We start from the raw sequence: 14,248 nt of genomic DNA on the forward strand, positions 1-14,248 counted from the left end.
CTTGATTATTCGTGACTCATTGGTCACCGGCAACATACACCATTTGAATTTTGTAAATAATTACATACAATCAAGTTTATGGAAGCTGCGAGCTTGAAATCATGGACTTAAATGAATTTATCCTTCTGGTCGACGACGATCAGGAATTGACAGAACTGTTGAGCGACTTCCTCGGCAAGAATGGCTTTGAGGTCAGAACCGAGACCAACGGTGCGGCAGCCGCGAGGCGGATCATTGAGGAGCGTCCGCGCCTGGTGGTATTGGATGTGATGTTGCCCGAGCTTGATGGCCTGTCTATTTGTCGCAAAGTGCGGGCCAGCTATCCGGGTCCGATACTTATGCTCACCGGTCTGGGGGATGATATCGACGAAGTGGCCGGGCTCGAAACCGGGGCCGATGACTATATCGCCAAGCCGGTGCGTTCGCGGGTGCTGCTGGCCAGGATCCGCAGTCTGTTGCGACGCTACGAGCTGCTGGAGAACCTGAAACAGGAGCCGGCGGTAGTCAACACCGAGGTGCAACTAGTGGTCAATGGACTGCGCCTGGACAAGCTTGCCCGCAGCGCCAGTCTGCACGGAACCGCTTTGGAACTGACCATAGCCGAATTTGAGTTGCTGTGGTTGCTGGCCAAGCACGCGGGACGGACCCTGGACAGGGATGCGATTTGTGATCACTTCAGGGAGTTGGGATACGACAGTACTCACCGCACCATAGATCTCAGGGTATCGCATCTGAGGCGTAAAATGGGGGACGATCCCAGGGAGCCGGTGCTCATTAAAACCATGCGTGGCCAAGGCTACGTTTTGACAGTGAAGTGATTGCAATGAAATCAGCAATGTCCCGCCACCAATGGCTCCTGCTGGGGATAGGGATCACGCTGATTTTGCTGTTATTGCTACTGCCCTCGGACAAAAGCCAGACCCAGGTTGCGCCCCCCACACCCCAGAGTCAGAAGATTGAAGCCCTGCTGGCGTTGGCCGCCTCGTCCAGAAACGAAGAACCGCAAAAGACCCTGGAATACGGTGAGCAGGCATTGGCCTTACTGGCGCAGTCGCCGGATGCTGAAGCGGAAGTGATGGCGCTCAGTAATCTCGCCTGGGCGAAGATGATGCTGGGTCAGTTTACCGATGCGGCCCGCCTGGGGGAGCAGGCATTGTCTGTGGCCGAGACGCAAACAGATCAGACCCTGCTGGTGGTCCCCCTCAATGTGACCGGGCTGATTTATTGGCGCCAGAGTCAACTGGATAAGGCCCTGACCTATTACCAGAGAGCTCTGACGCTGGCGAAGGAGCTTGGCAAGCCGTCTTTCGAAGCGACCACCTACATCAACATGGGCCTGATATACAGTGACAAGGCCGAGTATCAGCAAGCTCTGGAATGTTTCAGTAAGGCCAGGGATATTCACAGTGGTTTGGGAGAGGAGCGGCCCCTGGCCACGGCGCTGAATAATATCGCTGGTATCTATGCTGCCCTGGGCGATTTTGGCGAGGCACTGGCAAATCAGCAACAGGCGCTCAGGATCCGGGAGCAACTGGATGACAGACCCGGCATTGCCGAGCTGCATCACAACATCGGCATTACCTATGAACATATAGGCGATCTCAAGGCCGCCAAGGTACAACTGCAAACCGGCCTGGCGGGATTCGAAGCTCTGGGTGACAAGACAGGCATGGCCCAGGCACTGAATGCCTTGGGCACGGTCAATCAAAAACAACAGCAATACGACGCCGCCAAGACCAATATGGAGCGGGCGCTCGCCTATGGCGAAGAACTGAATGACGGCAATATCACCGGCGAAGCCTTGCTCAGTCTGGGCAAATTACATCTTGCTCAGGGCGACCCCCAAAAAGCCAGGCGCTACCTGGAGCGTGGCCTGGCCATAGCCGATCGTCTTGGTCTGGTGGCACTGCAGGCGGAGGGGCGCTTGCGCCTGGCCGACTATTTTCTTGCGGTGGGGCTTGGGGATCTTGCCCTGGAGCGAGCCAATCAGGCCTTGCAGCAGGCATTGGCCAGCGGCGATCGAACCCAGCTCAGGGATGCCAATGCGTTACTGGCACAAATTTATGAACGCAAAGGGGATTTTCGCCAGGCACTGGCCAGTCACAAGGAATTTAAAAGCATCAATGACGCCCTGTTCAACAGCGCGTCCCAGGAGCGACTGGCTTGGCTGCGCAGTTCGTTCGAAGATGAAAAGCGGCAGCGGCAGATAGCTCAGTTGGAGCGGGATAAAGCACTGCAGGATGAGGTGATCCGGCAGCAGCGCTTCACCCGCAATATCTGGATTGTGGCTCTGGTGGCCCTGGCAGCTATTTTGTTGCTGCTTTACGGGCGCCACAGCCAAGCCAGAGTGAATCACGCCCTGCAGCGTGCCATCCTGATGCAACGTAACTTAATGCAGGCGGTAGCACATGAGTTCAGGGCCCCCCTGGCCAGGGTGCAATTGGCCTTTGATATGTTGCTTGAGGCCGATGCCGGCGAAAGGCCTCAGCTTGAAGACAGGATCCTCAAAGGGCTGGAAGAATTGGATGAGCTTATCCGTGAGATAGTGAAACTCATCAAGGCCGAAGGCAGCCCCAGAAGGGCGCCGGCGGAGGCCATTGAGTTGGCCCCCTTGCTGGAAACCCTGGTGGCCAGGCTGCAACCCTTGTTTCCGGATAAACAGGTGGGCTTGAGCAATGTCGGCCCCGAGCTGCAGATCATGGCCAGCAAGAAGCACTTTGAGTGGCTTATCAATAACCTGCTTTCCAATGCGCTCAGATACAGTCGTGAGCAGGTGCAAATAGCCTGCTCCGTTGAGCCCGGGCATATCAGCATAGTGGTTGATGATGATGGCCCCGGGGTGCCAGAGGAGGAGCGGGAAAGGATCTTTGAACCTTTTGTCCGCCTCGATCCCAGTCGTACCCGAGCCACCGGCGGCGTCGGCCTGGGTCTGGCCATCGCCCGCCGGCTGGCCGAAAATGGCCGCGGCCATATCGAAGTCAGTGACAGCCCCTTGGGTGGTGCTCGCTTTAAATTAATTTGGCCCCGCTGACCACATATAGCCCCCTTTCCGCAAAGTGTGTGAAAACATACAAATCAGTGGTTTGACCGCAATCACGTCCTCTTGAACGCCACCCATTCAGTCTTTTGTTGCAGTTTCACTGTTCAAAAAGTGACTTTTTGTTTGCATTTTGTTTTTTGTGTGACTAAATTGTGTCTGAGCGCATACACAAACATTACATATAGTGCGCTCTGAACCTCAGGAGAACACAAATGAGAAAGCCACACATCCGCTTAAGCCGCTTAACGCTGGCGATGCTGTCAACATCGCTGATGGCGGTGTCTGCACCAACACTCGCGGCCAAAAAGCTCGAAGCCAAAGATGATTTCGAGCCATCCTCCGTAATTGTCAAATTCAAGGAAAGCGCCAAGAAGGCCGAGCGCAAGCAACTCGCCAACCTGCTGGGTGCCTCGTTCAAGGACAAGAATGACGACGGCGTTGACGATCGCTTCCGCAATATCGCCAAGGGACGCCTCGCAGAACTGAAGTTGCCTATTGGCGTTGATCCCAAGGCGGTGATTGAGCGCCTTAAGCACAACCCCCATGTGGAGTTTGCCGAGCTGAACTTGCGATTCCATCCTTCCGTGGTGCCCAACGACCCGCTGTACGGTCAGCTGTGGGGTATGCCCATGATCAGCGCCGAAAAGGCCTGGGAAATGAACATGGGTACCAAGGACGTGGTGGTTGGCGTGATTGACACCGGCTTTGATTACACTCATCCGGACCTGCGTGACAATATCTGGACCAACCCCAACGAAGTTGCGGATAACGGTATCGATGACGACGGCAACGGCTACATCGACGATATCCATGGTATCTCCGCCATCAATGATAACGGCAATCCCATGGATACCCATTACCACGGTACCCACGTGGCCGGGACCATTGGTGCCACCGGAAACAATGGTGCCGGTGTGGCAGGGGTGAACTGGAACACTTCCATGATTGGTTGTTCTTTCCTGGGCGGTCAGGGGGGCACCACGGCTGACGCTATCCAGTGTCTCGATTACATGGTCGACATGAAAAACCGCGGCGTGAACATCCGCGTACTGAACAACTCCTGGGGTGGCGGTGCCTTCAGTCAGGCACTGAAAGATGCCATTGCTGCCGCCGACAATGCCGGCATGCTGTTCGTTGCCGCCGCCGGTAACGACGCCGTTGATAACGATGTCAATGAGAACTGGCCATCGAATTATGATGTACCCAACGTACTGGCGGTGGCCTCAACCACCAGTACCGATGCCATGTCCAGTTTTTCCCAATGGGGTCTGAATACCGTTGACATGGGCGCTCCCGGTTCGGGCATTCTGTCCACTGTACCTGCTGCTCAAGGTACCTACGGCAGTCTGAGCGGTACCTCTATGGCAACACCACACGTGGCCGGTGCCGCGGCGCTGGTACTGGCAGCCGATCCATCTTTGACCACAGCCGATGTGAAAAACATTCTGATGGCCTCAGGGGATCCCAACGCCGCCCTCGAAGGCAAGACGGTTTCCGGTAAACGCCTGAACGTGGAAAGCGCCCTGAACATGGCCGGTGCCGGTGGTCCGGGTTACTACCTGCTGGTGAGTCCAGCCAGCCGTACCGTTAACCAGGGTTCACCCACCTTCTTCGATATTGATATGAATGCCGTGGGTGGTTATAACGGCAACGCGACCTTCAGCGCTGAAGTGCCGGCTGGCCTTAATGCCGCGGTCAGCTTCTCCAATACCACGGTTCCTGCCGATGGTATGACGACCATGACGGTAACCACAGACTCAAACACTGCGCTGGGCAACCACGTGATCACCATCAATGCGGTGGACGGTGATATCACCAAGAGTATTGATGTCAGCCTGCTGGTATATCCTGCCGGTACCTTCAGCACTACCTACAGCAACACCACTCAGGTATCCATTCCGGACAATGATGCCAACGGTATCAGTAGTATCATCAATGTGCCGATGAACCTGACCCTGACGGATCTGGTTGTGAATGTGGATATCACCCACTCTTACATTGCCGATCTGATCGTGACCCTGACCTCACCAAGTGGCCGTACAGTCACCCTGCACAACCATACCGGTGGCAGTGCCGACAACCTGGTGGCCAGCTTCCCGCTGGAGGATTTCGACCTGGAAGACGCTTTCGGTGACTGGATCCTCAAGGTTGCCGATACAGCCGGTCAGGATGTGGGCACCCTTAACAGCTGGAGTATGGATGTGACCGGTGGCTCGCAGCCAGGTACCAACCTGCCTCCCACTGTGACCCTGGGCCAGAACCTGGCAAATGCCCTGTACCTGCCCGGCGATGCCATTCACTTTGTGGCCGACGCCCAGGACTCTGAAGACGGCGATGTGCGTGCCTCTTTGGTGTGGATTTCCAGCCTGGACGGTCAGATTGGCACTGGTGGCAGCTTCACCCGCGCAGATCTGAGCCAGGGTAGCCACCAGATCACTGTGACTGCCACTGACAGTCAGGGTGTGACCAGCAGCCGTGAGTTCTTTCTGTATGTTGTTAGTGACGGCACCGTTGTTTCCTACGAGGACACTACGCGTCAACCACTCCCTGATATGGCTACAGTAATCGCCGAAATCGAAGTGCCCTTGGGGGTCAAGATCCGCGACATGAGCTTGTTCGTTGATATTCAACACAGTTTTGCCAACGACATGCTGATCCATCTGGTGTCTCCAAACGGTACCCGGGTTGAGATTTTTGATCGCAAAGCAAGCGGTGAGTACTACCGTGATCTGGTGAAGACCTTCTTCCCGGTTGAATTCAACGGTGAAGTTGCCACAGGCATCTGGCAGTTGATCATCAAGGATGAATGGAGCAACAACTCCGGTTGGCTGAACCGTTGGGAACTGAGCTTTACCCATGACGGCAGCGGCAGCAACCCGGTTAACGCCGCGCCTGTGGTCAGCATCAGCGACCCTGTTGGTGGCAGCAGCTTTACCGAAGGTGATCTGGTGACCTTCGTGGCCTCTGCCAACGATGCCGAAGATGGTGATGTCACCAACACCCTGGTGTGGTCTTCCAACCTTGACGGCGTTATCGGCAACGGTGCCAACTTCAGTACCACGGCACTGAGCGTGGGAAGCCACACTGTAACCGCCAGCGCGTCCGACAGCGCCAATGCGTCCGGTGAAGCGGTAGTTTCTCTGACCGTTAACCCTGCGCCCGTCAACCAGTTGCCGACCGCTGAGTTCAGCTTCACGGCCGCCGGTCTGGATGTGAACTTCAGTGACCAGTCCGGAGACACTGATGGTGCGGTTGTGACCTGGCTCTGGGACTTCGGTGATGGTGAGATATCCAGCCTGGCCAACCCAAGCCACAGCTATGCCACAGGTGGCAGCTACCAGGTCACCCTGACCGTTACCGATAACAGCGGTGACAGCCAAAGCGTGACCCACACAGTCTCAGTGGCAGCCCCTGTGAGTCTGATAGGCTCAGGTGTGGTAAGCGGTGACCGGGTGGTTGTGGATCTGGCCTGGTCCGGTTCCAAGAGCAACCTGGTGGATATTTACCGTGATGGCCAGCTGATTGCCAGCACCCGCAATGACGGCAGCTATACCGACCGTTTCAGAAGCGTTGCCGGCAACTTCAGCTACCAGGTGTGTGAGCAGGGCAACAATGCCTGTTCAGAAGTGGTTAATTTCACGCCTGAAACCAGCACCAAAGGACGCAATAAGCAGTAAGTCTTTGTGAAAAGACACAGCCGCCTTCCTTGGAAGGCGGCTTTTTTGTCCCTTGCGTGGGCACATAAAAAAACCGGGCCCAGGCCCGGTTTTTTATTGGGAATGGCTTTACAGGATAAAGCGGCTCAGGTCTTCGTCCTGCACCAGGTTATCCAAATGGGCGTTCACATAGTCGGCGTCTATGGTGAAGCTGAAACCCGACTTGTCCGAGGCCTCGAAGGAGATCTCTTCCATCAGCTTTTCCATGACTGTGTGCAGGCGGCGGGCACCGATGTTCTCGGTGCGCTCGTTAACCTGCCAGGCAGCCTGGGCGATACGCTCAATGCCGGAGGCGGTAAATTCAACCTTCACCCCTTCGGTGGCCATCAGTGCCGTATATTGCTCGGTCAGCGAGGCGTGGGGTTCGGTGAGGATACGCTTGAAGTCATCGGCCGACAGGGCATCCAGCTCGACCCGGATGGGCAGACGCCCCTGCAGCTCGGGGATCAGATCCGAGGGCTTGGACATTTGGAAGGCACCGGAGGCGATAAAGAGTATGTGGTCCGTCTTTACCATGCCGTGCTTGGTGTTGACCGTGCAGCCTTCCACCAGTGGCAGCAGATCTCTCTGCACCCCTTCACGGGATACGTCGGGGCCCGAGGTTTCACCGCGTTTGCAAATCTTGTCTATCTCGTCGAGGAAGACTATGCCGTGCTGCTCCACCAGTTCAATGGCCTGCTCCTTGAGATCTTCCTGGTTCACCAGCTTGGCAGCTTCCTCTTCGGTGAGCTGCTTCAGGGCGTCCTTGATCTTGAGCTTTTTGCGCTTGGCCGGCGCCTGGCCCATGTTCTGGAACAGGCTCTGCAGCTGGTTGGTCATCTCTTCCATGCCCGGTGGCGACATGATTTCCACGCCTATCTGGGGCGCGGCCATCTCAATGTCGATTTCCTTGTCATCCAGCTGACCTTCACGCAGTTTTTTGCGGAACACCTGACGGGTGTTGGAGCTGTCTTCGCTGGAAGAGTCCCAGTCGCTTTTCGGCTTGGGCAGCAGGGCATCGAGGATGCGCTCCTCGGCGGCTTCCTCGGCGCGGGTGCGGCATTTCTTCATCTGCTGCTCACGGGTCAGCTTGATCGCCACGTCGGTCAGGTCGCGGATAATCTGCTCCACTTCCTTACCCACATAGCCCACCTCGGTGAACTTGGTGGCTTCCACCTTGATAAAGGGGGCGTTGGCCAGCTTGGCCAGGCGACGGGCGATCTCGGTTTTACCGACACCCGTGGGGCCTATCATCAGGATATTTTTCGGGGTCACTTCGTGGCGCAGGGCGGCGTCGAGCTGCATGCGGCGCCAGCGGTTGCGCAGGGCGATGGCCACACTGCGCTTGGCCTTCTGCTGACCTATGATGTGGGCGTCCAGCTCGTGGACTATCTCGCGTGGGGTCATTTCAGACATGGGAATTCCTTGCGCGCTCTCAGTAGTTGAGCTCTTCAATGGTCTTAAACTGGTTGGTAAACACACAGATGTCACCGGCTATGGTGAGGGCCTTCTCGGCTATGGTGCGTGCATCCAACTCGGTATTTTCCAGCAGGGCTATGGCCGCGGCCTGGGCGAAGTTGCCACCAGAACCTATGGCGATAAGATCGTTTTCCGGCTGCACCACATCACCGTTACCTGTAATGATAAGCGAGCTTTCGGCATCGGCTACAGCCAGCAGGGCTTCCAGCTTGCGCAGCATGCGGTCGGTACGCCAGTCTTTGGCCAGCTCAACGGCGGCCCGCATCAGATGGCCCTGATGCATTTCCAGCTTGGCCTCAAAGCGTTCGAACAAGGTGAAGGCGTCGGCAGTACCGCCGGCGAAACCGGCCAGCACCTTGCCGTGGTACAGGCGACGCACCTTCTTGGCGTTGCCCTTCATAACGGTGTTGCCAAGGGAAACCTGGCCATCACCGGCGATAACCACCTGGTTGTTGCGGCGTACGGATACGATAGTAGTCACAGTGGATCCTCTTTGTGATGCCGAAGGCATTGGCCTGCGGGGGACTATGACTCCTGATATGGGGACGCTGTCGCGGATATCAAGCTTGATGGCTTGAGCAAGGTCACAAAAACAGCGGGGGCCGCCCTAAGGCAGCCCCCGTCGAACCATGGCTCAGTTTTGCCAGAGCCAGATGCGGCAACCGTTCATACCGGCGTTTTGCAGTTTGTGCTTGGCCTTTTCGCCGTCACGTCGGCGTTCGAAGGGACCGAGCACCACCTTAAACCAAACGCCGCTGGAACCTTCGACCCGGCGCACCTGGGCTTCCAATCCCTGGAAGGCGATCACGGCCTTCATTTCCTCGGCCTGTTCCTGCTTGCGGAAGGAACCACACTGCATCTGGTAGGGGCCGGCGGACTTCATGGCATCGTCGGGCACGTCCACCTCAACCTGCTTGTTCTCCAGCTCTTCCAGATAGGTCCACTCTTCCTTGGGCTTGGGCGGCAGGGCGTTGGGATCCTTCTTCGCCGGGCTGGCGGCCTGGGTCTTGGGCGCGGTTTGCTTGGCCTGAGGTGCCTCGGCGCTGCCCTTGATGGACCAGAGAAAGTAACCGAAGGCCGCCACGGCGGCCATCACTATGGCGATCAGCAACCAGGGCTTGCGCGCCGGTGGGGCCGCCTTTTTGCGGCTTCCACGTGACGCCGGGCCGCGGGGCTTGCGGTTGGCGTAGTCGCGACTCATGACTTACATGCGCTCCAGTGTCTCAATGCCCAGCAGTGACAGACCCTGTTTAAGGGTGCCGGCGGTCAGACGGGCCAGCAACAGGCGGCTGTCGCGGGCGCTGTCGTTGTCGGCGTTCAGCACGGGGCAGGCCTCGTAGAAGCTGGAGAAGGCTCCGGCCAACTCGTAGAGGTAGCCGCAGAGTATATGTGGCTGGCCCTTGTCGACCATGCGATTAAGGATCTCGCCAAACTGGGCCAGCTTGTTGCCCAGCTCTTTTTCCTTGTCGTGCTCAAGCTGGATTTTGGCCTGGCTCAGGTCAATGTTCTCGGCGCGCTTGAAGATGCCGGCCACCCGGGTGTAGGCATACAGCAGGTAAGGGGCGGTATTGCCTTCGAAGCTCAGCATCTGCTCGAAGCTGAAGATGTAATCGCTGGCGCGGTTCTTCGACAGATCGGCATACTTCACCGAGGCAATGCCCACCACGCGGGCGATTTCCTTGACTTCGGCGTCGCTCATGTCCGGATTCTTGCTGCGCACCAGTTGCTCGGCGCGCTCCACCGCTTCATCCAACAGATCCACCAGTTTCACCACGCCACCGGAGCGGGTCTTGAACGGACGGCCGTCTTCGCCGTTCATGGTACCAAAGCCCATGTGCTCCAGGGTCATTTCCGGACGGACAAAACCGGCCAGGCGTCCCAGGCTGAACACCTGCTGGAAGTGCAGCGCCTGGCGCAGGTCAACGAAATATAAAGCGCGGTCAGCCTTGAGCACGTTGGAGCGGAAGCGCATGGCCGCCAGATCCGTGGTGGCATAGAGGAAACCGCCGTCGGCCTTCTGGATGATCACCGGCAGTGGCTCGCCTTCCTTGTTGCGGAATTCTTCCTGGAATACCACCTTGGCGCCTTCGCTCTCGGACAGCAGTCCCTGGGCGTCGAGATCTTTGACCACCTGGGCCAGATCGTCGTTATAGGCGCTCTCGCCGTGGACATCGGCACGGGTCAGGCTGACACCGAGACGGGCATAGACATCGTGACAGTGGCTCAGGGAAATGTCGTTGAATTCACGCCACAGCTTGTTGCAGTAGGCATCGCCGGATTGCAGTTCGACCACCAGTTGGCGGGCGCGGGTGGCAAACTCGGCCGACTCGTCAAAACGCAGTTTGGCGGCGCGGTAAAAGCTTTCCAGATCTGACAGTTCCAGGTTGGCCTGCTCGCCGTTATTGGCGCGCAGCTCTTCCATGTAGGCCAGCAGCATGCCGAACTGGGTGCCCCAGTCGCCGACGTGGTTCTGACGGATCACCTTGTGACCGAGGAATTCCAGTGCCCGCACCACGCTGTCACCAATGATGGTGGAGCGCAGGTGGCCCACGTGCATCTCTTTGGCCAGGTTGGGGGACGAGTAGTCCGCCACTATGATTTGTGGCTTGGGCAGCGCTATACCCAGATGCTCATCGGCCAGGGCCGCCTGCAGCTGGTTCGCCAGGGCATTGTCGTCAATAAAAAAGTTGATAAAGCCGGGGCCGGCGATCTCCACCTTGGCTACATGACTGGAGGCAGGCAGGTTGTCGATGATCAATTGCGCCAGTTCACGGGGATTCTTGCCGGCTACCTTGGTCAGCATCATGGCCAGGTTGGTCGCCAGATCACCATGGCTCTTGTCCTTGGTGCGGTCGACCTGAATGCGGGCCTCAAAATCGGCCGGCAATATGCCCTGTTGCTTGAAGGATTCGACGGTTTGTTCCAGCAAAGATTGAATATGTGATTTCATTGGCGTTTATCAACACTGACTGCAGTTGGTTAATACGGAATAACCGCACATTCTAGCGCTTCAAGGTGAGTGAATGCTATCTCTGGGGGGATTTTTTTGCCCTGATTTGAGGACGTTTTCCCGGGTAAGTCGTCATCTTGTTGGCTTGGGAAAGACGGTTATGGCAAATCCGCTGCCGACGGGCGGGTGAGGCACTGCACTCAGCCATGGAGATTATTGGGTTGAGTCAGGGACATGGGCGCTTCGAAGTGGGCATTGACCGGGAAGCGGATGGCGAAGGCGGCACCGCCCAGGCTGGATTTCGGCACATAGCGGACATTGCCCTTGAGCAGGGTGGCGGCATTGAATGCCGCGGACAGTCCAAGACCTGTGCCACCGCGACTGCGGCTGGTGGTAAAGAAGGGCTCAAACATGTGCTCGGCCACCTCGGCCGCAATGCCCTTGCCATTGTCCTCAATCAGTATTTCCAGATGGTGATTCTTCACTTCGGCACTGATTTGCAGCTTGTTTTCCCTGTCCCGGCTGAAGGCATGGGTATAGGCATTGGACAGGATATTGCTGACTATCTGACTCAACAGACTTTGATTGGTGGTGATATAGAGGTTTTCGTCTGCTTCTATGTCGAGGTCCACCTTCATGGGGGCGAAGATTAACGAGGTGGACTCGCAGATTTCACCCAGCACCTGCTTAAGGTTGATATTACGGTGTTCCTCGTGGCTTTGCTCAGCGGCCACGGTTTTGAATTTCTGGATCAGGTTGCTGGCGCGGGTGATGTTGCTGACGATAAGTTCACAGCTTTGCTGATACTCATCCAGTATGGCGTTGATTTCCTCCAGGGTGGCATCGGGGCTGTGGATCAGTTTGACCAGCTCGTCGATATGGGCCAGTTGGGCGCTGGCCGCGGTCAGGCAGATGCCTATGGGGGTGTTGATCTCGTGGGCGACGCCGGACACCAGGCCCCCCAGAGCCGCCATTTTTTCCTGTTCCACCAGCACCTGTTGCGCCCGCTTAAGGATTTGCAGTGAGTGTTCCAACTCCTGGGTCCGTTCCTTGACCTGTTTGGCCAGTTCATCCTTGTAGGAGCGTTCCAGTTCCAGCAACCTTTCCCTGTCTTCCAGGGCTATCTGCAGCTCGGTACGGGATTTTTTGATGGCACTGAAGGAGCGCCGCAGTTGCTCCTGCATTTCATTAATCGCCAATGCCACCAGGTCAAACTCGTTTTGTTTGCCTTTCTGGTGAAAGGCCAGTGGCGAGAACTCACCTTCAAGATCAATGCGTTGACAGTATTCGCTGAGGCTGTGAAGGTGGCGGGTGATGTTGATCCACACCAGAAACAGGATCATGCCCGCCACCAGAAAGGTCTTGATGGCGTTTGACAGCAAGATCAGGATTGCCCTGTCGTAGAGGCGTTGGTAAATGGCATTCAGATCCGCCTGCACCAGCAGCTTGCCAACGGCGATGGATTCGCTGCCGGAGTTATATTGCAGCGGAAATTCCCGCTCCAGCACGTTATCGTCCAGGCGCTCACCTATGGCCCAGTGCTGACCGCTGTCATCATTGATCAATATGTAGGTGATGTCGGGCAGTTGGATCAGGCCATTGAGCTGGGTGTTGATCAGTCGCTCGTCTATGACCCAGATGCTGGCGGCCAGCACGTCGAGGTTGACCGTCTCTATGGTGGTAAATGCCCGGTCAATACGGCCCAGGTCGCTGCGGTAATCCATCACCAGCTGGTAGCCCGTGGTCACCAGGGTGATCAGCGAGCTGAACAGTACTATGGAGATCATCAATTTTCTGCCGATGGGGCTTTGCACCAATTGACGGGAGAAAGTCAGCATAGGGGGACAGGTATCCTAAGGGCCCGGGGTTTGATTATGTATAAGCATAGCCCCCTTGTCCAAATCACACAGAAAATCTATCAGATTGAACAGGCTATACCCAATAAGCCAATGCTGGCATTCATTTTGCTTTAGTTGGTTGCTGTTCAATTTTCTGACGCATGGGATGAGCTATGAACAAACTGGATCTGACATCATTGGGTGGTCTTAATGGTAAACATTGGTTGACCAAGGCCATGTTGTGGTTGGTGGTCGCCTGTGGCGGCTTGCTGTTTGGGCCCCAGGCGCTGCTGGAAGCCCTGAACTTGAACTCTGTGGTAGAGAGTCAGCCCCAGCTGTTGGGATTGGGACTGATTATCGGTGCCGCTTACTTTGTCAGTCGACTGCTGAACTTTCTGTTGGACGAAGCCATCTGTTATTTGGGTGACAGACGAGCGGTGGAAACTATTGAGAAAAAGGTGCGCTTGATGGATCCGGCCGAGCGCGCCCTGCTGAGGGAGTTCTTTCTGCAGGGGGCCACTATTTTAACCTTGCCGAAGGATGAACTGGCGGTGAAGAGTCTGGTGGCCACCAATATCCTCGAATGTCTGGGCAATGAGCGTCATTATGCAATTCAGGGTTCCACGGCAGAGTATAAAATTTCCATGAAAGCCAGGATTTACCTGAACCGTGATGTGCTGCGACTGCCGGCGGGCGAGCCCAGTCAGGAGGAGTTGCAGCAGCTCATCCGCACCCGTCCAAGCTTTGTCACCGGTTTGGTACAGGCCCGCAAGCCAGGCTCACAACGCGCAGCCTGAGCCTGATTTACAGATGCCAACAATAAAAACGGGGGCCAATGGCCCCCAAAATAAATCACTCAATACTTGCAACTTGCACAGATCAGAACAACAGAAAGCAAAAACCCTAAGGTTTGGCAGACTTCACAAAGAACATCCACGATAAATAGGAAATAATCCCAATCGTGCTGAAGATAACTATCATAGAGAGTAAACCGATAGGGTTACCAAACATTAAATCGAGCCAAAACGCCATGATTGAAATCCTCTTTCTTGTGCGGTCGTGATTAACCTATCTCGATGACGCTCCCGAATTACTGATCCTGATCAATAAATCCCCCATCCCGGTCTCCTGACACATTTCCAGTGTTAAAAGTTTGAGTTTCATCAAGTTTATTGTGATTTTTTGATCGCAGCCGATTTTCCGGTTTGTTGGTTTTGCCCCTTTGTAGGGCAAAAGTTGACAAAAT

The 14,248-nt window shown here is 56.1% G+C and carries 10 protein-coding genes; 4 read left to right on the forward strand and 6 right to left on the reverse strand.

From position 1 onward, the window contains the following. Positions 1-101: 101 nt before the first annotated feature. The 3 genes from JYB85_RS02170 (at position 102) to JYB85_RS02180 (ending at position 6,717) form a co-directional block, all read left to right on the forward strand. On the forward strand, positions 102-818 hold the full coding sequence (locus JYB85_RS02170; protein ID WP_207325301.1) for a response regulator transcription factor: 717 nt from the start codon (positions 102-104) through the stop codon (positions 816-818). A 5-nt stretch (positions 819-823) separates the two neighbouring features. After that, complete coding sequence (locus tag JYB85_RS02175) at positions 824-3,031, forward strand: tetratricopeptide repeat protein (RefSeq protein WP_207380853.1); 2,208 nt, start codon at positions 824-826, stop codon at positions 3,029-3,031. Positions 3,032-3,252: 221 nt separating this feature from the next. Next, positions 3,253-6,717, forward strand: a complete 3,465-nt coding sequence (locus tag JYB85_RS02180; protein ID WP_207380854.1) for a S8 family serine peptidase — start codon at positions 3,253-3,255, stop codon at positions 6,715-6,717. A gap of 108 nt (positions 6,718-6,825) precedes the next feature. Here the strand turns inward: JYB85_RS02180 and hslU are convergent, their stop codons facing one another. From hslU to JYB85_RS02205, 5 genes are all read right to left on the reverse strand, one after another. Next, complete coding sequence (gene hslU / locus JYB85_RS02185) at positions 6,826-8,151, reverse strand: HslU--HslV peptidase ATPase subunit (protein ID WP_207380855.1); 1,326 nt, start codon at positions 8,149-8,151, stop codon at positions 6,826-6,828. A 19-nt stretch (positions 8,152-8,170) separates the two neighbouring features. Beyond that, a complete protein-coding gene (hslV, locus tag JYB85_RS02190) occupies positions 8,171-8,695 on the reverse strand; it encodes an ATP-dependent protease subunit HslV (RefSeq protein ID WP_207380856.1) in 525 nt (174 codons plus the stop codon). 153 nt (positions 8,696-8,848) lie between these two features. Further along, a complete protein-coding gene (locus JYB85_RS02195; protein ID WP_207380857.1) occupies positions 8,849-9,415 on the reverse strand; it encodes an SPOR domain-containing protein in 567 nt (188 codons plus the stop codon). 3 nt (positions 9,416-9,418) lie between these two features. Beyond that, a complete protein-coding gene (gene argS, locus JYB85_RS02200) occupies positions 9,419-11,164 on the reverse strand; it encodes an arginine--tRNA ligase (protein WP_207380858.1) in 1,746 nt (581 codons plus the stop codon). 200 nt (positions 11,165-11,364) lie between these two features. Then, positions 11,365-13,002 carry a sensor histidine kinase gene (locus JYB85_RS02205; RefSeq protein WP_207380859.1) on the reverse strand — a complete coding sequence of 546 codons (1,638 nt, stop codon included), beginning with the start codon at positions 13,000-13,002 and terminating at the stop codon, positions 11,365-11,367. 173 nt (positions 13,003-13,175) lie between these two features. Here JYB85_RS02205 and JYB85_RS02210 point away from each other — a divergent pair, with 173 nt between their 5' ends. Continuing rightward, positions 13,176-13,799: a superinfection exclusion B family protein gene (locus JYB85_RS02210; protein WP_207380860.1), complete on the forward strand. Its 624-nt coding sequence runs from the start codon at positions 13,176-13,178 to the stop codon at positions 13,797-13,799. 106 nt (positions 13,800-13,905) lie between these two features. On the opposite strand, the gene JYB85_RS02215 is transcribed toward JYB85_RS02210, so the two are convergent. Next, the gene (locus JYB85_RS02215; RefSeq protein ID WP_207321795.1) at positions 13,906-14,034 is read right to left on the reverse strand and encodes a DUF3149 domain-containing protein; all 129 of its coding nucleotides are present in this window, start codon (positions 14,032-14,034) and stop codon (positions 13,906-13,908) included. Positions 14,035-14,248: the final 214 nt, after the last annotated feature.

This window comes from Shewanella sedimentimangrovi, from assembly GCF_017354965.1.
GTDB lineage: Bacteria > Pseudomonadota > Gammaproteobacteria > Enterobacterales > Shewanellaceae > Shewanella > Shewanella cyperi.